23 protein-coding genes and 6 pseudogenes are annotated in these 24169 nt (G+C 72.6%); 4 read left to right on the top strand and 25 right to left on the bottom strand.

The features are described 5' to 3' along the window. Positions 1-52: 52 nt before the first annotated feature. From rpmA to G5V59_RS31800, 9 genes and pseudogenes are all read right to left on the bottom strand, one after another. Positions 53-308 (bottom strand): annotated as a pseudogene (rpmA, locus tag G5V59_RS31835) (50S ribosomal protein L27). Positions 309-341: 33 nt separating this feature from the next. Beyond that, a complete protein-coding gene (gene rplU, locus G5V59_RS31830) occupies positions 342-644 on the bottom strand; it encodes a 50S ribosomal protein L21 (RefSeq protein WP_278260189.1) in 303 nt (100 codons plus the stop codon). Positions 645-832: 188 nt separating this feature from the next. Then, positions 833-1735, bottom strand: coding sequence for a ribonuclease E/G (locus tag G5V59_RS31825; protein ID WP_278260188.1), 903 nt, complete (start codon positions 1733-1735; stop codon positions 833-835). 115 nt (positions 1736-1850) lie between these two features. Continuing rightward, positions 1851-2132 (bottom strand): annotated as a pseudogene (locus tag G5V59_RS31820) (ribonuclease E/G); the annotation flags it as partial. Continuing rightward, positions 2129-2311, bottom strand: coding sequence for a ribonuclease E/G (locus G5V59_RS31815; protein ID WP_278260187.1), 183 nt, complete (start codon positions 2309-2311; stop codon positions 2129-2131). The gene G5V59_RS31815 and the pseudogene G5V59_RS31820, both read right to left, overlap by 4 nt. 823 nt (positions 2312-3134) lie before the next feature. After that, positions 3135-3773, bottom strand: a complete 639-nt coding sequence (locus G5V59_RS31810; protein ID WP_278259125.1) for a hypothetical protein — start codon at positions 3771-3773, stop codon at positions 3135-3137. Positions 3774-4060: 287 nt separating this feature from the next. Further along, positions 4061-4489, bottom strand: coding sequence for a DUF2344 domain-containing protein (locus G5V59_RS38150; protein ID WP_341351347.1), 429 nt, complete (start codon positions 4487-4489; stop codon positions 4061-4063). Between the two features lie 115 nt (positions 4490-4604). Next, a pseudogene (locus tag G5V59_RS38145) lies at positions 4605-4781 on the bottom strand (DUF2344 domain-containing protein); the annotation flags it as partial. Positions 4782-4797: 16 nt separating this feature from the next. Then, positions 4798-6120, bottom strand: coding sequence for a winged helix DNA-binding domain-containing protein (locus G5V59_RS31800; protein ID WP_278259124.1), 1323 nt, complete (start codon positions 6118-6120; stop codon positions 4798-4800). Between G5V59_RS31800 and G5V59_RS31795 the strand changes: the two genes are divergently transcribed. Then, complete coding sequence (locus tag G5V59_RS31795; protein ID WP_278259123.1) at positions 6024-7376, top strand: DUF4190 domain-containing protein; 1353 nt, start codon at positions 6024-6026, stop codon at positions 7374-7376. The two genes, G5V59_RS31800 and G5V59_RS31795, sit on opposite strands and share 97 nt — an antisense overlap. On the opposite strand, the gene G5V59_RS31790 is transcribed toward G5V59_RS31795, so the two are convergent. Further along, on the bottom strand, positions 7333-7731 hold the full coding sequence (locus tag G5V59_RS31790; protein WP_278259122.1) for a GNAT family N-acetyltransferase: 399 nt from the start codon (positions 7729-7731) through the stop codon (positions 7333-7335). The two genes, G5V59_RS31795 and G5V59_RS31790, sit on opposite strands and share 44 nt — an antisense overlap. 506 nt (positions 7732-8237) lie before the next feature. Between G5V59_RS31790 and G5V59_RS31785 the strand changes: the two genes are divergently transcribed. Further along, positions 8238-10409, top strand: a complete 2172-nt coding sequence (locus G5V59_RS31785) for a zinc-dependent metalloprotease family protein (protein ID WP_278259121.1) — start codon at positions 8238-8240, stop codon at positions 10407-10409. On the opposite strand, the pseudogene G5V59_RS31780 reads toward G5V59_RS31785, so the two are convergent. Continuing rightward, positions 10322-12281: pseudogene (locus tag G5V59_RS31780) on the bottom strand (TIGR03960 family B12-binding radical SAM protein). The gene G5V59_RS31785 and the pseudogene G5V59_RS31780 overlap by 88 nt on opposite strands. Before the next feature lie 71 nt (positions 12282-12352). Between G5V59_RS31780 and G5V59_RS31775 the strand changes: the two are divergent. Next, on the top strand, positions 12353-14635 hold the full coding sequence (locus G5V59_RS31775) for a calcium:proton antiporter (protein WP_278259120.1): 2283 nt from the start codon (positions 12353-12355) through the stop codon (positions 14633-14635). Positions 14636-14657: 22 nt separating this feature from the next. Beyond that, positions 14658-15203: a hypothetical protein gene (locus tag G5V59_RS31770; RefSeq protein WP_278259119.1), complete on the top strand. Its 546-nt coding sequence runs from the start codon at positions 14658-14660 to the stop codon at positions 15201-15203. Here G5V59_RS31770 and G5V59_RS31765 read toward each other — a convergent pair. From G5V59_RS31765 to mreD, 14 genes and pseudogenes are all read right to left on the bottom strand, one after another. Then, positions 15193-18210 carry a DUF1775 domain-containing protein gene (locus G5V59_RS31765; protein WP_278259118.1) on the bottom strand — a complete coding sequence of 1006 codons (3018 nt, stop codon included), beginning with the start codon at positions 18208-18210 and terminating at the stop codon, positions 15193-15195. The two genes, G5V59_RS31770 and G5V59_RS31765, sit on opposite strands and share 11 nt — an antisense overlap. Positions 18211-18235: 25 nt before the next feature. Then, a complete protein-coding gene (locus tag G5V59_RS31760) occupies positions 18236-18601 on the bottom strand; it encodes a transporter associated domain-containing protein (protein ID WP_278259117.1) in 366 nt (121 codons plus the stop codon). Next, positions 18562-18846 carry a CBS domain-containing protein gene (locus G5V59_RS31755; RefSeq protein WP_278259116.1) on the bottom strand — a complete coding sequence of 95 codons (285 nt, stop codon included), beginning with the start codon at positions 18844-18846 and terminating at the stop codon, positions 18562-18564. The genes G5V59_RS31760 and G5V59_RS31755 overlap by 40 nt, the downstream gene beginning before the upstream one ends. Next, on the bottom strand, positions 18728-19378 hold the full coding sequence (locus G5V59_RS31750) for a CNNM domain-containing protein (RefSeq protein ID WP_278259115.1): 651 nt from the start codon (positions 19376-19378) through the stop codon (positions 18728-18730). The genes G5V59_RS31755 and G5V59_RS31750 overlap by 119 nt, the downstream gene beginning before the upstream one ends. Positions 19379-19404: 26 nt before the next feature. After that, positions 19405-19530: a hypothetical protein gene (locus tag G5V59_RS31745; RefSeq protein ID WP_278259114.1), complete on the bottom strand. Its 126-nt coding sequence runs from the start codon at positions 19528-19530 to the stop codon at positions 19405-19407. Beyond that, entirely contained in the window at positions 19527-20153 is a 627-nt protein-coding gene (locus G5V59_RS31740) for a hypothetical protein (protein ID WP_278259113.1), read from the bottom strand. Before G5V59_RS31740 ends, G5V59_RS31745 begins: the two co-directional genes overlap by 4 nt. Positions 20154-20260: 107 nt before the next feature. After that, positions 20261-21055: an FtsW/RodA/SpoVE family cell cycle protein gene (locus G5V59_RS31735; RefSeq protein ID WP_278259112.1), complete on the bottom strand. Its 795-nt coding sequence runs from the start codon at positions 21053-21055 to the stop codon at positions 20261-20263. Further along, positions 21012-21491 (bottom strand): FtsW/RodA/SpoVE family cell cycle protein, encoded by a 480-nt coding sequence (locus tag G5V59_RS31730; protein WP_278260186.1) that lies wholly within the window; start codon positions 21489-21491, stop codon positions 21012-21014. Before G5V59_RS31730 ends, G5V59_RS31735 begins: the two co-directional genes overlap by 44 nt. Continuing rightward, positions 21488-21970 (bottom strand): penicillin-binding transpeptidase domain-containing protein, encoded by a 483-nt coding sequence (locus G5V59_RS31725; protein WP_278260185.1) that lies wholly within the window; start codon positions 21968-21970, stop codon positions 21488-21490. Before G5V59_RS31725 ends, G5V59_RS31730 begins: the two co-directional genes overlap by 4 nt. A gap of 204 nt (positions 21971-22174) precedes the next feature. Further along, entirely contained in the window at positions 22175-22582 is a 408-nt protein-coding gene (locus G5V59_RS31715) for a penicillin-binding transpeptidase domain-containing protein (protein ID WP_278260184.1), read from the bottom strand. Then, positions 22522-22941, bottom strand: a complete 420-nt coding sequence (locus tag G5V59_RS38140; RefSeq protein WP_341351346.1) for a hypothetical protein — start codon at positions 22939-22941, stop codon at positions 22522-22524. Before G5V59_RS38140 ends, G5V59_RS31715 begins: the two co-directional genes overlap by 61 nt. A gap of 152 nt (positions 22942-23093) precedes the next feature. Next, positions 23094-23204, bottom strand: a pseudogene (locus G5V59_RS31710) (hypothetical protein); the annotation flags it as partial. Between the two features lie 49 nt (positions 23205-23253). Next, positions 23254-23616 (bottom strand): hypothetical protein, encoded by a 363-nt coding sequence (locus tag G5V59_RS31705; RefSeq protein ID WP_278259111.1) that lies wholly within the window; start codon positions 23614-23616, stop codon positions 23254-23256. Continuing rightward, positions 23613-24164 (bottom strand): annotated as a pseudogene (mreD, locus tag G5V59_RS31700) (rod shape-determining protein MreD); the annotation flags it as partial. The pseudogene mreD and the gene G5V59_RS31705, both read right to left, overlap by 4 nt. Between the last annotated feature and the right edge of the window lie 5 nt (positions 24165-24169).

Genomic DNA, 24169 nt, shown 5'->3' with positions numbered 1-24169 from the left:
AAGGGCGTCCCGAACGGGACGCCCTTCGATGTCAGGTCGGGTGAGCGTCAGCTCACTCGCCCGGGACGATGTTGACGACCTTGCGGCCGCGCTTCTTGCCGAACTCGACGTTGCCCGCGACGAGCGCGAACAGGGTGTCGTCGCCACCGCGACCGACGCCCGAGCCCGGGTGGAAGTGGGTGCCACGCTGGCGGACGATGATCTCGCCGGCGTTGACCAGGCTGGCCGCCGAAGCGCTTCACGCCGAGGCGCTGGGCGTTGGAGTCGCGGCCGTTCTTGGTGGACGCCGCGCCCTTCTTGTGTGCCATGTTTCAGTCCTTCGGAGAGTGCTGAGCCGGGGCTCAGAGCGAGATGTCGGTGACCTTGACCTGGGTGTACTTCTGGCGGTGACCCTGGCGCTTCTTGTAGCCGGTCTTGTTCTTGTACTTCTGGATGACGATCTTCGGGCCCTTGGTGGCGCCGAGGACCTCGACCGTCACCGTCGCCTTGTCCAGGCCGGTGGCGGTGACGGACTCGCCGTCGACGGCCAGCACGACCGGCAGGGTCAGGGTGTCACCGACCGGCGTGGAGACCTTGTCGATCTCGATGACGTCGCCGACAGCGACCTTCTCCTGCTTCGCGCCTGCGCGCACGATCGCGTACACCACCGCGGGCTCCTTACTCGTCAACGTCTGTCCGAAAGTCTCGGCTGCGGCACACACAGCTTGTTCGGTCGGGGGTCCGGCCGGTTTGCCGGGTGCCAGCAGAACGGCGCGCCTCCGCAGCGCACCGACCGTCAATACTACGGGTGGCACCGGAATCCGCCAAAACGCAGGCTCCGGTGCCCGTCCGGCTAGCGCTTGCGGGCGCCACCCTTCTTCTTCACCGGCACGTGCTCGACGTGCGGCTCGGTCTCGCCGTCCGCGCTCTCCTCGGTGGGAGCCTCCGTGGTGGCCGCCTCGTCGGAGGCCTCCTCGGTCGCGGGCGGGGTGGTCCGGGTGCTCGAGCGGCGCCGGGTCTGCTTCACCACGGGGGCGGTGACGACCGGCTCCGGGGTGGGCTCCGCGGCCGTCTGCTCCGGCTCGGGGGCGGGCTCCGGGACGGGCGCGGGGTCCGGAGCAGGCGCGGACACGGGAGTGACCGGGCCGGTGCTCGCCCGGCGCCGGGTCCGGGTGACCACGGTGGTCTTGGCGACCGGCTCCGCCGGGGCCTCCTCGGCCTCGGGCTCCTCGGCCTTCGGCTCCGGCGCCTTGGGCGCCTCGACGGGGGTCTGCTCGGCCTTCGGGTCCTCGACGGGGGTCTGCTCGGCCTTCGGGTCCTCGACCGGGGCCTGCTCGCTCGTCGGCTCCTCGACCGGGGTCTCCTCGACGGGCTCGTCCTCGTGGTGCTTGGCCATCGCGGCGACGTCCTTCGGCGAGGGCACCGGCTTCGGCGCGGCCTCGGCCTGCTCGCCACCCTGGCTCCGGCCCTTGCGGCGGCGGTTGCCGCGGCGGGGCTCGTCGCCGCCGTTCTGCTCGCCGCCGTTGCCGCCGCCGCGCTTGGGCTCGACGGGCAGGTCGTGGACCACGATGCCGCGACCCTGGCAGTGCGAGCAGTTCTCGCTGAACGCCTCCAGCAGGCCGGTGCCGATCCGCTTGCGGGTCATCTGCACCAGGCCCAGCGAGGTCACCTCGGCGACCTGGTGGCGGGTGCGGTCGCGGCCCAGGCACTCGACGAGGCGACGCAGCACCAGGTCGCGGTTGGCCTCCAGGACCATGTCGATGAAGTCGACGACGATGATGCCGCCGATGTCGCGCAGCCGGAGCCTGGCGCACGATCTCCTCGGCCGCCTCGAGGTTGTTCTTGGTGACCGTCTCCTCCAGGTTGCCCCCGGAGCCGGTGAACTTGCCGGTGTTGACGTCGACGACGGTCATCGCCTCGGTGCGGTCGATGACCAGCGAGCCGCCCGAGGGCAGCCAGACCTTGCGGTCGAGGCCCTTGGCGATCTGCTCGTCGATCCGGTACGTCGCGAACAGGTCACCGTCGGAGGGCTCGTGGTGCTCGAGCCGGTCGGCGAGGTCGGGAGCGATCTGGTCGACGTACTCCTTGACCGAGGACCAGGCCTCGTCGCCCTGGACGACGAGCCTTGGCGAAGTCCTCGGTGAACAGGTCACGGACGACCTTGAGGGTCAGGTCGGGCTCGCCGTGCAGCAGGCTGCGGGGCGTTGCCCTTGGCGACCTTGGCCTCGATCGCCTCCCACTTGGCCTTGAGCCGCTCGATGTCGCGGGTGAGCTCGTCCTCCGAGGCGCCCTCGGCCGCGGTGCGGACGATGACGCCGGCCGAGGCGGGCACGGCCTCCTTGAGCAGCGCCTTGAGGCGGGCCCGCTCGGTGTCGGGCAGGCTTTGCGGGAGATGCCGGAGGTGGTGCCGTCGGGCACGTAGACGAGGAAGCGGCCGGCCAGGCTGACCTGGCTGGTGAGGCGGGCGCCCTTGTGGCCGATCGGGTCCTTGCTGACCTGGACCAGGACGGTCTGGCCCGACTGGAGCACCGACTCGATCTTGCGGGGCTGCCCGTCCTTGTGGCCCAGCGCGGACCAGTTGACCTCGCCGGCGTACAGCACGGCGTTGCGGCCCTTGCCGATGTCGATGAAGGCGGCCTCCATCGACGGCAGCACGTTCTGCACGCGGCCGAGGTAGACGTTGCCGATGAGCGAGGTCTGCGACTCGCGGGCGACGTAGTGCTCGACCAGCACCTTGTCCTCGAGGACGGCGATCTGGGTGAGGTCCTTGCGCTGGCGCACGACCATGACCCGCTCGACCGACTCGCGGCGGGCCAGGAACTCGGCCTCGCTCACGATCGGCGCGCGGCGGCGGCCGGCCTCGCGGCCCTCGCGGCGGCGCTGCTTCTTGGCCTCCAGGCGGGTGGAACCGGAGATCGAGGTGATCTCGTCCTCGGACGAGCGCGGCTTGCGGACCCGGGTGACGGTGTTCTCCGGGTCGTCGCCACCGTCGTCGGAGCCCTCGCCGGCACGGCGACGGCGGCGACGGCGGCGCGAGGAGCCTGCTGCCCCCGCCCTGGCCTCCGGACTCACCCGACTCGCCCTCGGCGTCGTCCGACTCCGCCTCGGTGGCAGCGGCCTCGGCGGCCTCGCCCTCGGCGGGCTGCTCGGCGTCCTCACCGGACTCCTCGTTGCCCTGGCCGGCGCCCGAGGGCTTGCGACGACGACGGCCGCCCCGGCGGCGACGGCGACGGGCCGGGCCGTTGGTGCCGTCGGACTCCTCGTCGTCGTCCTCGTCGTCGGACTGCTCGACGTCCTCGGCGGGCTTCTCCGGCTCCTCGGCCGGGGACTGCTCCGCGGCGGGAGCCTCCTCCTCGACCGCCTCTTCCTCGACCGGCTCGGCGGGCTCGACGGCCTCGGCCGGGGTGGGCGCGGGCGCCTGGAAGAGCACGGCGGCCGAGGAGGTGCTCTCCTCGGCGGGCGGCTCCTCGAGCGTCAGCCTGCTCGGAGGCGGCGGCCTTCTTGGCGGTGGTCTTCTTCGCCGCCGTCTTCTTGGCGGTGGTCTTCTTCGCCGCGGTCTTCTTGGCGGCGGCCTTCTTGGCCGGCTTCGCCGGAGCCTCCTCGCCCTCGGGCGCGGCGGCGGCCTTCTTCGCGGCGGTCTTCTTCGCCGCCGTCTTCTTCGCCGCGGCCTTCTTGGCGGGCGCCTTCTTCGCAGCGGCCTTCTTGGCCGGCTTCGCGGGGGGCTCCGGTGGCGTCTCCGGAGCCACGGCGGCCTCGGGAGTCTCGGACGGGGTCTCGATGGGCGCGTCAGTCATGCGCTTCTCCTCCACCCGGCCGCGAGGCGACCGGGGTGTCATCGGCACACGCGGTGCCGTAAGCCTTCGTGGGACGACACCCTCCGCGGAGCGTCACTGGAGCCCGGGCCCTCGCCTGCCGCGGTCGCCGTGTGCGTCGCGTCTAGCGGGTGTCCGACCTCCACCGTGCCGTCCGGTCAGTCTCCTGCCGGGCGGCGAGAACGTCGTCAGATCGTCGGGCGCAGTCCGGTGGGACGCGCCGGGTTGATCTGTGGCGAGTATCGCACACCCGGCTCACCGGGTGGGTATCAGCGCGTCGCCAGCGGGTCGCCGAGGGTCCCCGCCGCGCGGTCCAGGACACCCTGGGCGACCCGGGTCAGCAGCACCGTCGCCGGTACGGCGAGCCCGCCGGCCTCGCGCAGACCGGTGAGCACGTCGTCGGGCCGCACCGCCGGAACCGCGTGCTCGAGCAGCAGGTCCAGGGCACCGTCGCCGGTGACCTCCAGCCGCACGACCGCCGCCCGGCAGTCGAAGGAGCGCAGCCCCTTCTTGGTCATCCGCTCCACCACGACCGAGTCGGTCGCGAGGAAGGCCGCGACCCCCGCCTCGACCTCCTCCCGCGGCGTGTCGCCGAGGGCGATCAGCCAGTGGCTGGCGGTGAGGAGGTCCGAGAGGGATCCGGGGAGGGACTCCGCGGCGTCGACGGTGGCGACGACGTCCAGGCCCTCCGGCAGCACCGCGTCGAGCTCGGCGGCCACGGCGGCGGGGTCGCGGACCTCGGCGAGACCCAGGCTCGACGTACTCCGACTCGCTGGCGGCCCCGGTCGGCGACGCGCCGGCGTAGGAGATCCGGGGATGCGGGTGGAAGCCCGAGGAGTAGGCCATCGGGATCCGGGCCCGGACGACCGCGCGCTCGATGGCGCGGCTGACGTCGCGGTGGCTGGTGAAGCGCAGCCGGCCGCGCTTGGCGTACCGGATCCGCAGCCGCTGGACCGGGGGTGCCTGCTGCTCGGGCTGCTGACGACTCACGGGCCCTGATGCTAGGTCAGGGCAGCCGGGCGCCGCGCATCTGCGGCGAGGCGTACACGTTGGTCACCCGGGTGCCGTCGAGCCACGCCGTCAGCCGCTCCGCCTCCTCCGCGAGGGCCTTCCGGCCCGCGGCCGGGACGTCCTCGCGCAGCACCAGGTGCACCCGCGCCGCGTCGTCCTGCACCCAGCAGCCGACGATCCGCCCGTCCCACCAGGCGGTGTTGCCGGCGTTGCCGTTGCTGTCGAAGAGGTACGGCGCGTCGGTGGCGTCCAGGTAGAAGCCACGCTCCTTCCAGCCCATCACCGTCGGGTCCAGGGTCGGCAGCAGCGCCGCCCAGGGCGCGACCTCCTCGGGCGCCTCGGTGTCACCGGGCAGCACCCAGCCGGTGCCGCCGTCGTCGAGCGCCACCTGCTCGGCGTCGATGTCGGCGAGCGCGCGCCGGACGACGGTCTTGGTGGCGCCGAGCCACCACACGATGTCCGCCTCGGTGCCCGGGCCGAAGGTCGCCAGCCAGCGGGCCACCAGGACGGCGTAGCCCTCGGCCTCGGGCAGCGGCGCGGGCTCCTCGCCCAGCCACCGCGCGGTCGTGGTCCAGGCCGGCTTGTTGAGCCGCCAGTGCCCGGCGTTGGCCGCGCGCACGATCCGCCCCTCGGCTCCCAGGGCGGTCAGCACCCGCGAACCGATGGGGACCTCACCTCCCCACTTGCGCTCCGCTCCCCCGCCGACGCTGATCCGTCCGTCGAGCGCCGGGACCAGGTCGCGGACCTCGCGAGTGGTGCGCGCGGTCCCGTCGGCGAGCACGTCGAGCACCGCCCGCTGGGCGTCCGCGATCCACGCCTCGACCGCAGGGCCGCCCTCGGCGAGCCCGGCGGCGGCGACGTGCTTGGCGAGCCTGGGCCCGCTGCTGGGCCGCCACCCGGCGCGACGCGCTCCCCCACGCGGCGGACAGGAGGTCGCGCGGGAAGACGAAGAGGGTACGGCGCATCGCGAGCTTGCTTGACGATGCTCCGCTCGTCGTACAGGGCCTGGTCGACGTCGGCCACGGTCACGTCCGCGACCCGCGCCGCCAGCGACAGGTGGACGGTCGCCGCCTCCGTGGCGTGCAGCACGGTCATCGCCCGGGTGGCGTCGGTGACGGAGTCGTGGCGTCGTACCAGGCCGTGGCGGGCGGCGAGCCGTTGCCGCCTGACCAGGTCCGATAGCCGACGCACGTGTCCATCCTCGCCCATTAGGGTGACCGCGTGAGCGATCCCTACGGCAACAATCCCTACGGCGGCCAGAACCCTCCGCCGCCCCCGCAGCCCAACCCCTACGGCGCCGGTGGCGGCTACGGCGCACCGCAGGGCGGCTACACCGGCGGGCCCGAGAGCCTGCCCCCGAAGACCGACGGCGTCTCCGTCGCCTCCCTCGTGCTCAGCCTCCTGTGCTGCACGGGCCTGATCGGCCTGATCCTCGGCTTCGTGGGCCTGTCCCGCACCAAGGGCGGCAAGCGCAAGGGCCGTGGCTTCGCGATCGCCGGCATCGTGATCGGCGCGCTCGCCGTGATCGGCGCGGTCGTCGGCGGTGTGTTCCTGACCGTCTTCGTCAAGAGCGTCGTGACGCCCGACAACGCCGAGGCCGGCCAGTGCATCAACATCACCGACGAGGACGACACCCTCTTCCTGCGGGAGAAGGACTGCTCGGAGGAGCACGACGGCGAGGTCGTCTACGTCGGCACGTGGAGGGACGTCACCTCGGCACCCCCGTCGGTCACGACCGACGAGGAGGCCCAGAAGGCCGTCTGCAGCAAGGCTCGTGGGCGCCAAGGCCGCCTCCTTCCCGGCCGACCTGACCTGGACCGTCGCGTTCAACGACGGCGACCAGGACGACCCGCAGCCCGACGACCCCTTCCTGTGCTACGTCGAGAGCGACACCAAGGCTCGACAAGTCCCTGCTCTGACGTCGTGACCCAGGGTCCGCCCGGCCCGCCGAACCCCTACGGCGGCCGCTACGTCCCGTACGGCGCCGCACCACCCCCGACCGACGGGGTGTCCCTGGCGGCGTTGATCTGCTCGTTCACCTGCTGCGCTGCCCCGGTGGGCATCGGGCTCGGCATCGCCGGCCTGGTCCGCACCCGCGAGGGGCAGCGCGGCGGTCGGTGGGCGGCGGTCGTCGGGCTGGTCCTGGGCACCGTGCTGACGCTGATCGGCATCGGGTTCGCCGTCCTGGTCGGGATCTCCTACCAGCGCACGATCTGGGAGGACCAGGCCTCGGTCGGCCAGTGCCTCGACATCGACGTCATCGACGAGGAGGTGAAGGCCGACTGCGACGAGCCGCACGACGGGGAGATCGTCGCGGTCGGCTCGTTCGACGAGCGGCTGCTGACCGCCTACGACGACCTCGACGTCGCCGACTTCTGCGCGCGACTCGACGGCCTCGACCCGGCGTACCGGTCGGCGTTGGACGACGACCGCTACGAGGCGGGGATCTCGCTCGACGCCTTCGAGGAGGACGACCCGGGCGAGGGCGACCGCTTCTTCTGCTACGTCGTAGGCGCCGACGGCGAGAAGCTCACCGGATCGCTCCGCGACGGCGGGACCACCGACCGCGCCTGAACGAGTCCTGGGTCACCGCACCCCGACCCACTGCTCCGCGCCGAAGTCGTCGTACCGCTCCAGGCTCGGTGAACCCGAGCCGCGCCGCGAGCCGCATCGAGCGCTCGTTGGCGCTCTGCGTGGTCGCCAGCACCCGCCCGCCGGGACGGACCAGCGCGAGCCAGTCGAGCACCGCGGCGGCCGCCTCGGCGGCGTACCCCTGCCCCCAGTGGGCGGGCAGGAAGAGGTAACCGAGGTCGAGCGCGTCGGCGTACGGGCGATCCGCGGCGCGCGCGTCGAGGGTCAGCACCCCGATCGTGGTGCCCTCGCGCTCGACGGCGAAGAAGCCCGGACGCTGGCCAGGCGCCTGCGGCACGACCTGTTCCAGGCTCCGCGCGGGGCCGCGCCCCGCCGACGTACCGCCCGACCTCCTCGGAAGCGAACAGACTCGATCACCGCGGCCCGGTCGCCGGCACGGGCGGAGCGAAGAAGCAGGCGGTCGGTGCGGATCGGCGCCGGCGGCCAGACGGTCCCGAGATCGTTCATCCGGCCAACCTGCCAGACCGCTGGGCATCGTGCGCGGCGACGGCGACTTCGGCAAAGCACTGCGCGGCGACGACTGACGAGACAGACTCGTGCGATGCTCCCCGTGCGGCTCGTCGCCGCTGCATCGCTGCCCTTCCTCCTTCTCGGTGCGATCACCGCCGGCACGCCGGCCGGGGCGAGCGCAGCACCCTCACCGCGGTCGGACGACGGGCCCGGCCTGCGCGGGAGGGCGGCAATCGAGCGGCTCGGCGACGAGCCTCCCGCAGATCGCGGCACGCTCCGGGCTGAGCGCGCGCGAGCCTGCGCCGGGTCCTGGCGACCGACGAGACCGCGCACGTGGCGTCGGGCGGCCGGCTCGTGTACGCCGACACCTTCCCGGACGCGTCCACGAGCGCCCGCGCCGCGGGCACGCAGGCCGCCCCCTCGCTCCCCCCGGAAGCGACCTTCACGCTGCACAGCCGGCCGGGCTCGAGGCACACGATCTTCCTCGACTTCGACGGCGCCGAGGTCAGCGACACCTACTGGAACCACGCGTCCGGCATCCCGGACGGTCAGTACGACGGCTTCACCCTCGACGGGGACCTGTCCACCTTCAACAGCGACGAGCACGCCTACGTCCAGGAGACCTGGCGGATCGTCGCCGAGGTCTTCGCGGCGTACGACGTCGACGTCACCACCGAGGACCCCGGCCCGGCGGCGTACGACCGTGGCGGTGTCGCGGACGACACCTACGGCGACCACGTGCTCTTCAGCAACGACCCGGACTCGGGCCCGATCTGCGCGGGCTGCGCCGGGATCGCCGTCTTCGGCGCGTTCGCCGACCCGACCGAGGAGGGCACGAACAGCCTCGAGCCGGTCTGGGTGCGCCGGCAGCCGAACGCCTTCCTCGCGGCAACCGTCACCGCCCACGAGGTCGGTCACACGCTCGGCCTGAACCACGACGGCGTCACCACCGCCACCAGCGCGCAGGAGCGGGAGTACTACTCCGGCCAGGGCGCGTGGAACCCCATCATGGGCTCAGGCCTGCACGGCATCGTCCAGTTCAGCAACGGCGACTATGCCAACGCCACCAACAAGCAGGACGACTTCGCCACCATGGCCGCCACCGGCCTCCCGCTGCTGCCCGACGACGCCGGCAGCACCGCCGCCACCGCGACCAGCCTGGGAGCCCGGACGAGCTCCACCGTCGAGGGCGTCATCACCAGCCGCGACGTCGACTACTACAAGGTCGGCCCGTGCACGGCCGCTCCCTCCGTCGAGGCCCTCGGCAACGGCGACGGCAGCGCCCTCGACCTGCGGGCCGAGGTGCGCAGGGCCGACGACAGCCTCCTCGCCTTCTCCGACCCCGCCTCGGCGGAGGTGATCCCCGGCGGCTTCGCCCACCGGACCGCGACCGGCATGGACGCGCCCAGGATCTCGCCGGCAGGCGGAGCGGGGACCTACTACGTCACGGTCCGCGGCGTCGGCAACGGCAACCCGCTCACCACCGGCTACTCCGCCTACGGCAGTGTCGGCACCTACACCCTGTCGGTCGACGGCTGCGCCGCCTCGAACGGCGCCGCCCCGGACGCCCCCGCCTCGATCGACCTGACCACGAGCAAGGGCAGCGGCACCCTCACCTGGTCGGCCCCGGCGAGCGGCCCGGTTCCCACGGGCTACCGGATCAGCGGGATCGCGGGCGGTCCGGTCGAGGTCGCCGCCGGAACCACCACGCGCGCGATCACCGTCCCCGGCGGGTACGACGTCCACGTGGCCGTCGCCGCGCTGAACGGCTCCGGCGCCGGCGCACCCGCCACCCTGACCCGGCACATCGCGTCCTGGGTGCCGACCACGGCCCCTGCTGTCTCGGTGACCACCAGCGGCCTGAAGGCGACCATCCGGTGGACGCCCGCCGCGAACCCGGGCAACGCCTACCTGAGCCACTGGCTGCTGACCGTCGACGGCCGGCTCCTCCCCCAGACCGGCCCCACCCGCAGCGCCACGGTGACGTTCTCGTCGTACGGCACCCACACGGTCACGCTGGCGCCGGAGATGGAGGCGGAGCCTGCCCGGGACGGCGCCGGCGCGCACGCTCAAGGTCCTGGTCGCCGTTCCGCCCTCGGCGCCGAGGATCGGCACCGCCTCCTCCGGCACCGCCGGAGGCCCGGTCACCGCGACCGCGCGGTGGGCGGCTCCGGTGAGCAGCGGCGGCGCCGCCGTCACGTCGTACCGGGTGGTCGCGGCGCGGATCGTGGGCGGCAAGGTGGTCGGCACGAAGGCTGTCCGGCGCCCTGCCCGCCAGCGCCCGTTCCTACGCCTTCCGGCTGGCCAAGGGCTCCTACCGGTTCCGCGTGGTCGCCGCCAACGTCAAGGGATCCTCGCCGGCCTCGGCGTACTCCCGGACCGTCGTCGCGCGGTAGCGCTCGGCCGGGCCGGGCGGCTCAGACCACCGACAGCGGAAGCGGCTTCTGCCCGGTCGGGCCGACCTGGATCTCGGTGCCCATCTCCGGGCACACGCCGCAGTCGTAGCAGGGCGTCCAGCGGCAGTCCTCGACCTCGACGTCGGACTCCCCGGAGGCCACGGCGAGCGCGTCCTCCCAGTCCGACCACAGCCAGTCCTTGTCGAGACCGGAGTCGAGGTGGTCCCAGGGCAGGACCTCGTCGTACTCCCGGTCGCGGGTGGTGAACCAGTCGACGTCGACGCCGGTGCCGGCGAGGCCACGCTCCGCTGCGCTCATCCAGCGCTCGTAGGAGAAGTGCTCGCTCCAGCCGTCGAAGCGGCCGCCGTCGCGCCAGACCTCCTCGATGACCCGCCCGACGCGGCGGTCACCGCGGGAGAGCAGGCCCTCGACGATGCCGGGCTGGCCGTCGTGGTAGCGGAAGCCGATGGCGCGGCCGAACTTCTTGTCGGCGCGCACCGTGTCCCGCAGCTTGCGCAGGCGCTCGTCGGTCGTCTCGCTGTCGAGCCTGGGCGGCCCACTGGAAGGGGGTGTGCGGCTTGGGCACGAAGCCGCCGATGGAGACCGTGCAGCGGATGTCGTTGCGCCCGGAGACCTCACGGCCGGTCGCGATCACCCGCTTGGCGAGACTCGGCGATCTGCAGCACGTCCTCGTCGGTCTCGGTGGGCAGGCCGCACATGAAGTAGAGCCTTCACCTGCCGCCACCCGTGGGAGTACGCCGTCGCGACGGTCCGGATCAGGTCGTCCTCGGTGACCATCTTGTTGATCACCTTGCGCATCCGCTCGCTGCCGCCCTCGGGCGCGAAGGTCAGCCCCGAGCGACGGCCGTTGCGGGAGAACTCGTTGGCGAGGGTGATGTTGAACGCGTCGACCCGGGTCGAGGGCAGCGAGAGCGAGACGTTCGAGCCCTCGTAGCGGTCGGCGAGACCGGTGGCGACGTCGCCGATCTCGGTGTGGTCGGCCGAGCTCAGCGAGAGCAGCCCGACCTCCTCGAAGCCGGTCTTGCGCACGCCGTTCTCGACCATCGCGCCGATCGTCTCGATCGAGCGCTCGCGCACCGGGCGGGTGATCATCCCGGCCTGGCAGAACCGGCAGCCGCGCGTGCAGCCGCGGAAGATCTCGACCGAGAACCGCTCGTGGACGGTCTCGGCCAGCGGCACCAGCGGGTTGCGCGGGTAGGGCCACTGGTCGAGGTCCATCAGCGTGTGCTTGCGCACGCGGTCCGGCGCCTCCGGGTGGTTCGGTACGACGGCGGCGATGCGCCCCGCCTCGTCGTAGGACACGTCGTAGAAGCGCGGCACGTAGACCGCACCGGACACGGCGAGCCGCCGCAGCAGACTCCAGGCGCCCGCCGGGGCGTCCCTCGCCCTTCCACTCCCGGACCGAACTCGGAGATCTTGAGCACGACCTCCTCGCCGTCGCCGAGGACCGCCGCGTCGACGAAGTCCGCGATCGGCTCGGGGTTGAAGGCGGCGTGACCGCCGGCGATCACGACGGGGTGGCTCTCGTCGCGGTCGACGGCGTGCAGCGGGACGCCCGCGAGGTCGAGCGCGGTGAGCAGGTTGGTGTAGCCGGGCTCGGTGGAGAAGCTCACACCGAACAGGTCGAAGGCGCCGACGGGGCGGTGGCTGTCGACGGTGAACTGCGGGATGTCCTGCTCGCGCAGCAGCTTTCTCCATGTCGGGCCACACGGCGTAGGTGCGCTCGGCGACGATCCAGTCGCGCTCGTTGAGCACCTCGTAGAGGATCTGGACGCCCTGGTTGGGCAGGCCGACCTCGTAGGCGTCGGGGTACATCAGGGCCCAGCGGACCGTCGGTCCGTCGGGGGCGGCGTCCCAGTCCTTGGCGACCATGTTGAGTTTCGCCGCCGACGTACTGGATCGGCTTGGAGACCGACAGCAGGTGCGGCTCCAGCCGGGGGAAGACGGACTCGACGGACATGACCCCGATTCTACGAGCGGTGCCGGGTCCGGGCGGCATCCTCGCAACCGCTCCCCCGTAGGATCAGCCTCATGAGTGCCTCCACCTCGGGACGACTGGGGTGGACGGTGTTCACGCCGCCGATCGCCGCTGTCGTGCTCGCGATCGCCTGGGGATCGCACCCCGGACCGCTCGCCGCGAGCCTGATCGGCGTGGCCCTGATCGGGGCCGTGCTGGCGGGCGTCCACCACGCCGAGGTCGTCGCCCACAAGGTCGGCGAGCCCTTCGGCTCGCTGCTGCTCGCCGTCGCCGTGACGGTGATCGAGGTCGGCCTGATCGTGATGCTGATGGTCTCCGGCAGCGGCGAGACCGCCACCCTGGCGCGGGACACGGTGTTCGCAGCAGTGATGATCACCGTCAACGGCATCGCCGGGATCGCCCTCGCCGTGGGCGCGTTGCGCCACCACCTGGCGAACTTCAACCCCGAGGGCACCGGCTCCGCGCTCGCCACCGTGATCACCCTGGCGGGCCTGACCCTGGTCGTGCCGACCTTCACCACCAGCGAGGCCGGCCCGGTGCTCAGCGGCAGCCAGCTGACCTTCGCCGCGCTCGCCTCGCTCGCGCTCTACGGCTCCTTCGTCTTCACCCAGACCGTGCGCCACCGCGACTTCTTCCTCCCCGGCACGACCTCGGTGCCCGGTGGCTGGACCTCCGAGAGCGACGCCGACGGCGACACCCACGCCGACCCGCCGACGGTGCGCGAGACCTGGATCAGCCTCGGCCTGCTCGTGCTCTCCCTGCTCACGGTGGTGGGCCTGGCGAAGGTGGAGTCGTACTCCATCGAGGACGTCGTCGCCTGGGCCGGCGCCCCGCACGCCGTGGTCGGTGTCGTCATCGCCATGCTCGTCCTGCTGCCCGAGACCATCGCCGCGGTCCGCGCGGCCCTGCTCGACAACGTGCAGATCAGCCTCAACCTGGCCTACGGCTCGGCGATGGCCTCGATCGGCCTCACGATCCCGGCGATCGCGATCGCCTCGATCTGGCTCGAGGGTGACCTCGCGCTGGGGCTGGAGCCACTGCAGACTCGTGCTGCTGGCGCTCTCCGCCGTGGTGAGCGTGCTGACCGTCGTACCGGGACGGGCGAAGCCGCTCAACGGCATCGTGCACCTCATCCTGCTCGCGGCCTTCCTGCTGCTGACGGTCGCGCCGTGAGCCTGCGGCGTCGTACGACGGCCGCGCTGGTCGCCGGAGCCCTGGCGCTGGCGCTCGCGGCCTGCTCGGCGGAGAAGCCGAAGGACGACGACCGGATCGTCCTCACGCCGGCCGCCGACGGCACCCAGGCCACGCGCACCCCCGCCGGCGACGGCACGCAGCCCTCCGTCGCGGGATGGACGATGGGCGCGGTCCGGCTCCCGGCCGCCGACGGGCCCGGCGAGGTGTCCTTCCGGATCACCGACCGGACCGGGAAGCCGCTGCGGGACTACCTCCCCGAGCAGACCAAGCCTCCTGCACCTCTACGTCGTGCGCGACGACCTCGCCCAGTTCCGCCACGTGCACCCCGAGCTCGGCGCCGACGGCACCTGGCGCGGCCGGGTCGACCTCGGCAGCGGCGGCCGCTGGCGGGTGGTGGCGGAGTTCATCCCGAAGACGAGCGACCGGCCGGTGGTGCTGGGCGCGGTGCTCCCCGTCGCGGGCACGCAGACGCCCTCCACGATCGCCGACGCGGCCGAGAGCGCCGACGACGGCGTGGTCCGGGTGCGGCTGCTCGACCAGGGCACGATCGGCCCGAACGGCCGGCTGCGGATCGCCGTCAGCACGCCCGACGGGAGGCCGCTGCAGACTCGGCAGCCTACCTGGGCGCCACCGCCCACCTCACCGGCTTCGCCGTCGGCACCCGCGGCTTCGTGCACGTGCACCCGCTCGGAGCGCCCGAGATCGAGGACGACGCCACCGTGCTCACCTTCCACACCGCATTCACCCGGGCCGGGCAGTACCGCATGTTTGTCCAGGTCCGGGTCGACGGAATGCTCCACCAGGCTCGCCGTGACGACCGACGTCACGCCCGCCGAATGAGGAGACCCATGAACCGCACCTCGACCCGCGCCTCCCTCGCCGCCCTGCTGGCCGCCTCGCTGCTGCTGGCCGGCTGCAACGGCGACGACAAGGGGGACGACGAGCCGACCAAGGCCGCGTCCGAGACCACCACGTCCGCGTCCACCGATGCCTCCCCCTCCGCCTCCTCCGGTACGACGAGCGACGGCTCCGGCCTCGACAAGGCCGACTTCTACGAGAAGATCTCCGCCGCCCAGCAGGACGCGGGCGACTTACCGCGCCAAGGCCACGACCACCGCCGCCGGCAGGCTCGACCGTCATGAACGCCGAGATCAGCCTACCAGGGTGACCAGGTCCTCGGGCACATCCAGAGCGGCGCCGGCAGCGCCCAGCAGGCTGGAGGGCGTGCTCGCCGGTGGCGTGCTCTACCTCAAGGGCTCCGGCCTCGGCGTCCCGGCCGGCAAGTGGCTGAAGTTCGACCCCAAGGACCCTGCCAACGCCAACAGCCCTTTCGCCGGCCTGGTCGGCGCGACCGACCCGAGCGCGGCGCTGCGCGCCCTGGGCGACCCGAAGCAGACTCGACCTGGTCGGCACCGAGGACGTCGACGGCGTGAAGGCCGACCACTACAAGGCCGTGATGAGCACGAAGAGCCTACGCCGAGAACCTCAAGCCTGCCGGCCGAGGTCGCCAAGACGCTGCCCGCCGAGTCGCCTGTCGAGATCTGGGTCGACGAGCAGAACCGCCCGGTCAAGACCACCACGACCTTCACGATCGCGGGCGCCACGTCCACCACGGAGCAGAAGTACTTCGACTACGGCACCAAGGTCTCGGTCACCGTGCCGAAGGACAGCGAGACGGTCACCCCCGCCGACATCGGCCTCAAGGGCTGACGTCGAGGTCCACCGTCGTCACCGGGCTGGTGAACGCGTCCACCCGGACGCTCACCTGCGCCTTCCACCGGCCGGCGGTCGGGAACACCACGTCCGCGACGTAGGTTCCCGCGCCGTCCGGCACCACGGGGATCTCGCCGAGGTCGACGTCGTCGTTGCGCAGCGCGACGGCGGGGGCGTCGTACAGGTCGAGGGGGTCACCTGCGAGGTTCTGCACCTGGACGATCAGCCGCCGCTGCAGGCCCGGGCCGGGATCGAGGACGGCGAGCACCTTGAGGTCGTCGCCGGCCAGGCCGGTCGCGACCCCGGTGTCGGCGGTGGCAGGCGTCGCAGGGGCCTCGCCGCCGGGCGGCTTCTGGGTGAGGAAGCCGGTGACGCCGAGGACGGCCACGAGCAGGGCCGCCTCCGCCACGACGGTACGACGCACCAGGCCGGTCCCCCGGCGGCGGTCGTCGTGGCCGACCCCCTCGGTCACCCGGGGCACCAGCCGGAAGCGGTTCCAGGCGGCGATGGCGACCACGACGAGCACCAGCGCCACCTTGACGAGCAGCAGCCGTCCGTAGGTCTCGCCGAACAGGCGTGACCACGAGCCGACGATCCGCCAGCCCATCAGCACACCGGTCAGGGCGAGCGCCGCGAGCAGGCCACCGGCCAGGGTGGAGAAGCGGGTCAGCAGCAGGGCGCCGTCGCGCGGGCGCCCGGCCACCGCGGGCAGGGTGAGCACCAGACCGACCAGGCCGCCGAGCCAGACCGCGCCGGCGGAGAGGTGCACCGCGTCGGTGACGACGAGCAGCGCGCTCGGCTCGTAGGCGCGGGTGTGGCCCACCAGCGCGGGCGACCAGACCGCGAGCGCGGTGACCAGGTCGACGACGAGCGAGGAGAGCTGCAAGCCGGCGGCCCAGGCCGCGACGGCGAGCCCGGCGGCCTGCAGGGCGAGTACCTGCAGGTCCTGGCCCACCAGCGACGGGTCGAGCGCGTCGAGGTCGAGGATCCCGGAGGCGCCGGTGCCGAGCCTGGTAGGCCCCGGCGAGCGGGACGGCGAGAGCGGCTGCGAGCACCGCCACGAGCGCGGAGGCCCGCAGCACGCGGACCACGCGGCGTCGTACCGGATCGGGGAGGCGGACGCCGCGGCTGGTCCAGGCGAGGAAGATCGCGAGCCCGCCGGCGAGCAGCAGGGCGGCGTAGTCGACGCCGTGGACGATCGCCTGGATGGTCGGTACGGCGCCCGCGTCGGCCGGCTCGAGCTTGGGTGGCTCGACCTTCGGGCTCGGGGCGCCGATGTGGAAGGTGAGCGAGCCGGCGATCGGGTGGCCGTCGGCGGAGACCACCCGCCAGGTGATGACGTAGGTGCCGTTGTCGAGGTCGCCGGGCGACTTGCCCCGGACCTGCGTGCCACTGGCGGAGGCGTCGATGTCGACCTGGTCACCGGAGGCGTCGAAGGCGAGCAGGCCCTTCGGCACCAGGCTGGACCGGCTCGTCGAAGGTGAAGGTGACCTGGCCCGGCGCGCTCGGCACGACCGCGCCCTCGGCCGGGTCGGTGGAGACGAGCGTGGCGTGTGCCGACGCCGGGGACGCCAGCCCGACCACGGCCGCCACGGCGACCAGGAGGGCGGCGAGCAGCGCCGGCACACGCCTCGTCATCGAGGGCCCTCAGGCCTTCTTGCCGGAGCGGGCCAGGGCGAGACCGCCCAGGGCCAGGCCGCCGACACCGGCGACGAGGCCGCCGATGGCGAGGCCCTTGCTGCCGTCGGAGTCGTCGTCGGACTTCGCCTCGGTCTTGTCCGTGGCGGCCTCGCCGTCCTCCTCGGCCGCGGCGCCGTGGTGGCCCCCGGCCTCGGCGGCCGTGACGGTGAACGACGGCGCCGGGTGCTCCAGGCTCCTCCTCGTCCTGGCCGTCGGCGGGCGTCTCGTTCCAGGCGGTCTGGCCCTTCGCGCAGGTCTGGATCACCGGGAAGGTGAGCGTCTCGCCCTCCTTCTCCGGCACCTGCACGGAGAGCGCGAGGGTGTCGCGGTAGCCGTCCTGGAGCGGGGTCCTGGCCGTGTAGACCACCTGGGCGACCCGGTCGGTGATCTCGTTGCCGTGCGCGTCCTTCAACGGGGTGGCGAGCTTCTGGGTGACCTTCGCGACCGTCCAGTTCGGGTTCACCGTCGGGGTGACCTGCGGGATCTCCTCGGGCATCTGGATGGCGATCTTGGTCGTCGGCGAGCCCTCGCAGCCGTGCGGCACGCTGAAGGTCAGCACGGCGTACGAGCCGGCACCGGTGGTGCTGGGCTCGACGTCGACGTGCGCGCTCGCGACGCCCGCGGTGACCGCGACGATGCCGAGCGCGGCGATGCCGGCACCGGCGACGCGGACGGGGGTGGGCAGGGTGGTACGACGGATCTGCATGGAGGCTCTCTTCTCTGCTGGTGGAGTGGGGGCGGGCAGCAGCGACCCACCCGGCGCTCCGGCAGGGAGGCTCAGGCGGTCGCCGGCAGGGCCACCGGCGGCCCGCGCACGGGCGCGAGCGTGATCCGCGGCCGGCCGTGCGGTACGACGCGACGCGCGTGCCCGCGCGTCGGGGTGCGCCGCGGCAGCGGCGCGAGCGCGAGGTCCGACCAGGCGAGCAGCACCTGCGCCGCACGCCGGCGCAGCGCCCACATCACGCCGGTGACCACACCTGCCACTGCGTGCGCGCCGAGCATCGCCGGGCTCAGCCCGAGCAGGCTCCGCACCACCGTGGGTGTGCCCGGAGTGCATCCCCGGCGACAGCGCGACCAGCCAGGCGTGGCCGAGCACCTGCGCCGCGACGAGCAGCGGCAGGACCACCCGGATCCCGGCCCGGCGGCGCAGCACCGGCCGCCCGGCGGCGTACGCGAGGGCGGCGAAGGCCGCCAGCCACAGCGGCTGGGGCACGTCTCCCCCGGCCGCCACGTGGGCCAGCACGAGGGCCGTGACGCTCTCGATGCTGCCGAGGGTCGCCGGCAGCGCCACGCTGGCGCGCGGGGCTCGGCGGACGGTCAGCACGGGCACCATCTTGCCCGAACGCCTCTCATGCCCCGGAAGGGGGCGGGACCGCCTCGACCTCCGTCAGCCGCCGGCCCTCGACCACCACCACGCGCAGCACGGCGCCGTCGAGGGCGACCTCGTCGCCGACCTCCGCGACCCGGCCGAGCCGGGCGAGCACGTAGCCCGCGACAGTCTCGTAGTCGCCGTCGGGCAGCACGATGCCGGTCTCCTCGGCGAAGTCCTCGATCGTCAGGCCGGCGTTGAGGACGACGGCGCCGCTCAGCCCGGACCCGGCCTGGACGGCGCCCGGCTCGACGTCGTGCTCGTCGCGGATGTCGCCGACGATCTCCTCGACCAGGTCCTCCAGGGTCACGATGCCGTCCGTGCCGCCGAACTCGTCGACGACCACGGCCGGTGGACGCCCTCCTCGCGCATCCGCACGATCGTCGGCAGCAGGTGGTTCGTCCCGGGCAGGTGCGGCACCTCGCGTCGTACGTCGGCCACGGTGCGGTCCGTCGCACCGGGCACCAGCAGGTCACGCACGTGCACGAAGCCGATCACGTCGTCGAAGTCGTCGCCGATGACCGGGTAGCGGGAGTACGGCTGCTCCGCGACCCACGCCGCCGCCTCGGCCAGCGGCAGGTCGCCGCGCACGAAGGTCACGTCGGCACGCGGGCGCATGACCTCCTTGAGGTTGCTCCGGGTCGCGGAGAACACGTCGCCCAGGATCCGCCGCTCCTCGTCGGCCAGCCCCTCGTGGCTGGTGACGATGTCCCGCAGGCTCCTCGGTCGAGACCTCCTCCGAGGTCGCGTTCGGGTCCCCGCCCAGCAGCCGGACGACCGCGTCGGTGGACCTCGAGAGCAACCAGATCACCGGCCGCATGAGCGTCGCGAACCGGTCCAGCACCGGACCGGTCGTCATCGCCACGCCCGCAGTCCGCTGGAGCGCGAGCCGCTTGGGCACCAGCTCGCCGAGCACGAGCGAGAGATAGGCGATGAGCAGGGTCATCACGATCAGCGCCGCGGTGTCCGCCGCCTCCGCGCCCAGGCCGAGGTCCACGAGGTACGGCGCCACGTCGGGCGCCAGGGTCGATCCGCCGTACGCCGCCGAGAGGAAGCCCGCCACGGTCACGCCGATCTGCACCGCCGACAGGAAGCGGTTCGGGTCGCGGGCGATGGCCGCCACCCGCTCTCCGCGCCCACCGCGCCGTGCTAGGCTGGTTGACCTGGGTCTCCCGCAGCGAGACCAGCGCCAGGCTCCGTCGCGGCGAAGACTCCGCCCACGAGCACGAAGACCAGCACCAGGCCGAGGTTGAGGAAGGTCTGCGTGTCGATCACGCCCGTCCACCCCCCTGCGCACTCAGCGCGCGCGAGGGTGGACGGATCGGACTTCGGGGGTCATCCATGACCTGAATGGTAGGGATTCGATCAACCCGGTGGGTTCGCGCGCTCCCGGTCGATGGCCGCGACCAGGCTCCGACCGCAGGTCGTCGTGCTGCGGGCCGAGCCCGTGCCGCGCCGGGTCGACACGGTCCTCCCAGTGGTGCAGCGCGGCGGGCCAGCCGACGAGCTCCGGCGGCTCCCAGGTGTAGCGCGGGGTCACGTGGGCGTGCAGGAAGGCGTCGGTGTTGCCCTGGATCTCCAGGTTGATCCGGCGGAAGGCCGGGTCCCGGCGGGCGCAGACGGCGGCGACCGCACGCCCCAGCAGGGCCAGGTCGGCGAGGAAGGCGAGCTGCCCCTCGACCGGCAGGTCGGTCAGGCTGGTCGGCGTGCGGGTCGTCGGTGATCAGCACGCAGTAGCCCGGGAGGTGCTGGACGTCGCCGATCACCGCGAAGCCCGCGTCCAGGCGCCGGAGCACGGTCGGGTTCGTCCCGGCGAGTGCGGAGCCGACCCGGTCGAGCCGGAAGTCGTCCATGCTCACGTCGGCACGAGCACCCGCGTCTGCGGCGCGAGCCGGCACAGGGGCGGGGTTCTTGACGTTTTCTCGCGGTTCTTGACCGTTGCAACGGTCAAGAACCGTAGGAATCCCCGGTTAACCGGGGATTCCTGCAGCCTTCCTCGCCGCCCTCATGCCCGGACCAGCACCCGCTTCTGCGGCGCCAGCCGGGAAGCCGGCGAGGACAGCGTGCGCAGGTGGATGTTCTGCAGCAGGCCCACGGCGAGCATGCCGGCGAACATCGAGGAGCCGCCGTACGACACGAACGGCAGCGGTACGCCGGTGACGGGCATGATGCCCAGGCACATGCCGATGTTCTGGAACGCCTGGAAGCCGAACCAGCAGGCGATCCCGGCCGCCGCCATCCGGCCGAACACGTCGTCGGTGCGGGTCGCGATCACCAGCGCCCGCCACAGGATCACGCCGAGCAGCGCGACGATCACCGCAGCGCCGACCAGGCCGAGCTCCTCGCCGGCGACGGTGAACACGAAGTCGGTGTGCTGCTCGGGCACGAAGCCGGACTGGGTCTGCGAGCCGTGGAAGAGGTGCTGGCCGAACGTCCCGCCGTTGCCGACCGCGATCCGGGCCTGCTCGACGTTGTAGCCGGCGCCCTTGGGGTCGAGGTCGGGGTTGGTGAAGGCGAGGAAGCGGTCGACCTGGTACTCCTTGAGGAAGCCGCTCACCACCGCGAGGACCGCGACGGCGACCCCGCCCGCGGCCAGGCCGCCCAGCCAGCGCCGGTCCGCCCCGGAGGCGGCGATCACGCCGAAGACGGTGGCGGTCAGCACCAGCATCGTGCCGAGGTCGGGCTGGGCGAGGATCAAGGTGGCGGGCACGCCGGCGACGACGAGCATGAGGAGCACGTCCGTCGTACCGACCCGGTCACGCCAGCGGCCCTCGCTGCGCTCGGCGACGACCAGCGCCATGCCGACGACGACGGCGAGCTGCCGGCTCGGAGGGCTGGAAGGACATCCCGCCGATGATCAGCCAGGAGCGGGAGCCGTTGATCGTGGAGCCCATGACGAGCACGAGCAGCAGGCCCACGATCGCGAAGAGATAGGCGATCGGCGCCAGGATCCGCACCCAGCGGTGGTCGGTGAGCACGACGAGCGCCATCAGGCCGAGCCCGATGACCAGGTTGACGGCCTGCTTGACGAGGAAGGCGCGCGAGTCGCCGCCGGTGAGGTCGTCCCGCTCGAGCGTGGCCGACCAGATCAGCACGCAACCGATCAGCGAGAGCAGGACGACGGCGCCGAGCAGGATGCGGTCGATGTCGCCCCACAGCGGGAAGGACACCCGGCGCGAGGAGGTCTTCCGGGTCGGCCGGGACGCGGCCCGCGAGACCTGGATCCGGTTGCTCATCGCTCCTCCTTGCGCGCCGGCGGCAGGATCGAGCCGTCCGCGTCGAAGATCGGCAGCGATGCCGGCGGGGTGACGCCGGGGATCACGGCCTTGTCGTCGCGGACGTCGGCGTCCTTGACGCCGTAGAGCGCCTCCCAGATCTTCCGCACGCCGACGCCGTTGGCGCCCGAGCCGGTGCCGCCCTGGGTCATCATCATCACCACGACGTAGTCCTTGGTGTACGACGCCACCCAGCCGGTCGACTGCTTGCCGTAGACCTCCGCGGAGCCGGTCTTGGCACGGATCTTGACCTTGTCGAGCGGGAAGCCGCCGAGCTTCCACGCCATCGTGCCGCGGGACGCGACGCCCTGCAGGGCGTCGTCGAGGTAGCGCAGCACGAACTTGGGGATCTTGAGGTCGCGCTCCTTCTTCGGCGCGATCTCGCGGATGGTCTTGCCGTCCGGCGAGACGATCGCCTTGCCGACGCGCGGCTGCCACAGCGTGCCGCCGTTGGAGATCGCGGCGTAGGCCCGGGCCAGCCTGCAGCGGGGTGACGATGGTGTCGCCCTGTCCGATCGCGAAGTTCGCGGCGTCGGTGATCTTGTACTTCCAGCCCTCGACGCAGAACTCGCGCGCGAACTTGTAGACGAAGTCCGAGGTCTTCTCGGTCTGCGGCTTGTCGGCGATGCCGCAGTAGTAGGACTTCATCGAGTCGTAGTACGACTTCTTCCACTTGCGGTCGGCGACCCGGCCGGACGCCTCGCCGGGCAGGTCGACGCCGCTGCGCTCGCCGAAGCCGAACTTCTCCGCCTGGGACACGAGCGGGTCCTTGGCGTTGACGTCGTCCGGGTCGGAGCCGTACTTCTGCCACGAGCTTCATGCCGACCTGGAAGAAGAAGGTGTTGCAGGAGACCTCGAGCGCGCGGGCGAAGGCTGATCGGGCCGTACGCCGCCGACTCGTGGTTGTGGAACGCACGGTTGCCGATCTGCACCGCAGAGGAGCAGTTCAGCGTGGTGTCGGGCGAGAACCCGTGGGTCAGCGCGCCGACCGTCATGACCGGCTTCCACGTCGAGCCGGGCGCGAACTGGCCCTGGAAGGCCCGCGAGAGCAGCGGCGTGCCCGCGGCCTCGGAGTAGAGCCGGCTGAGTCTGCTTGTCGGTGATGCCGCCCACCCACACCGAGGGGTCGTACGTCGGCTGGCTGGCCATCGCGATGATCCGGCCGGTCTTGGCCTCCATCACCACCGCGGCGCCGGAGTCCGCCTCGAAGTTGCGCTTGGTCACCGGGTCCAGGGTCGCGCGCTGGGTCTGGATCATCTCGTGGAGCCTGCTCCTCGACGACCTTCTGCACCTTCGCGTCGATCGAGGTGACGAGGGTGTCGCCGGGCTGTGCGTCGAGGTCGGAGACGTCCTGGCGGACCCGGCCCTTGGAGTCGACCGCGACCTGCTGGTAGCCGGGCTGGCCACGCAGGTACTCGTCGTACTCCTTCTCGACACCGGCGCGGCCGACGACCGAGGCACCGTTGACGGAGTCTGTCGCCGTCGTCCTCGGCGTCCTCCAGGCTCCTCCTTGGTGATCGGGCTGAGGTAGCCCAGGACGTGCGCGGCGTTGATGCCGTACGGCGCGGGGTACTGGCGCAGGCTCTGCCGGTCCACCACGACGCCCGGGAAGTCCTCGGGCTGCTCCAGGATCCGCAGCGCGGCGGTCTCCTTGACGTCCTTCGCGACCGGCACCGGCTGGTAGGGCGATCCGTTCCAGCACTGCCCCGCGACCGCGCCGTCGTCACCGCAGAGCAGCAGGTTCGCCTCGATCGCGGAGACCTTCACCCCGATCGCGCGGGCGGTGCGCTGCAGCAGACTCGGCGCGGTCGTCCGCGGACATGCGGCCGATCAGGGTGCGGTCGAGGGAGACCACCCAGGTCAGCCGGTTCGAGACCAACGGACGGCCCATCGCGTCGACGATCAGCCCGCGCTGGGGCTGGACGACGATCTCGCGCACCGACTGCGAGGCGGCCTGGCCCTGGTACTCCTCGCCGGAGACGACCTGCAGGTAGTACAGCCGGGCGCCGAGGGTGGCGAGCAGCGAGAAGACGAGCGTCTGGATGACGATCAGCCGGAGCCGGCTGCGGTGCGAGGCGGCGCTCACGTCTGCGCCCAGACGCCCTGCGGGGCGCGGCCGCGGCCCAGTCGGCGAAACAGCCAGTACGTCGCGGGCACGACCAGCAGCGCCGCGACCGTGTCGAGCACGAGGGCCACGAGGGCGACTTGGAGCAGGCCACCCACCGAGGCGGAGGAGTCACCCAGGAACAGCCCGCTGAGCGCGAAGACCGAGGTGCCGAGGAAGGATCCGCCCGCGGCGGCGGCCAGCACCAGCGAGAGCGGCGGGCGCCGGGCGCCGTCGAGCTCCATCCGCCCCACGTCGGAGGTGTGGTCGTGGGCGAGCCGCCCGACGACGTAGCCGACCACCATCAGGGCCAGCGCCCACCGCCCGGCGACGTGGTCGGCGGGCGGGGCGAGGTCGATGAGCAGGCCGCCGAAGAAGCCGGCGAGGGTGCCGTAGCGGGTGTCCGTGGCGAGCGCAGTGGCGACGACGACCAGCAGCACGACGTCCGGTACGACGCCGAGCCCGCCCACCTTCCAGGCGAAGGGCGGCAGCACGGTCACCTGCACGAGCAGGGCCGCCAGCAGGGCGAGGGAGA

It is taken from the genome of Nocardioides convexus (genome assembly GCF_011090295.1).
This window is presented reverse-complemented; position numbering and strand designations above follow the sequence as displayed.

Bases quoted from the DNA above. Each gene is read 5' to 3' on its own strand.
- G5V59_RS31735 (WP_278259112.1), bottom strand. From the start codon at position 21,055: ATGGCGCTGGTCGTCGCCGAGCGCAGCGAGGGCCGCTGGCGTGACCGG.
- G5V59_RS31730 (WP_278260186.1), bottom strand. From the start codon at position 21,491: ATGAGCAACCGGATCCAGGTCTCGCGGGCCGCGTCCCGGCCGACCCGG.
- G5V59_RS31825 (WP_278260188.1), bottom strand. From the start codon at position 1,735: ATGGTCCTGGAGGCCAACCGCGACCTGGTGCTGCGTCGCCTCGTCGAG.
- G5V59_RS31775 (WP_278259120.1), top strand. From the start codon at position 12,353: ATGAGTGCCTCCACCTCGGGACGACTGGGGTGGACGGTGTTCACGCCG.
- G5V59_RS31810 (WP_278259125.1), bottom strand. From the start codon at position 3,773: ATGACTGACGCGCCCATCGAGACCCCGTCCGAGACTCCCGAGGCCGCC.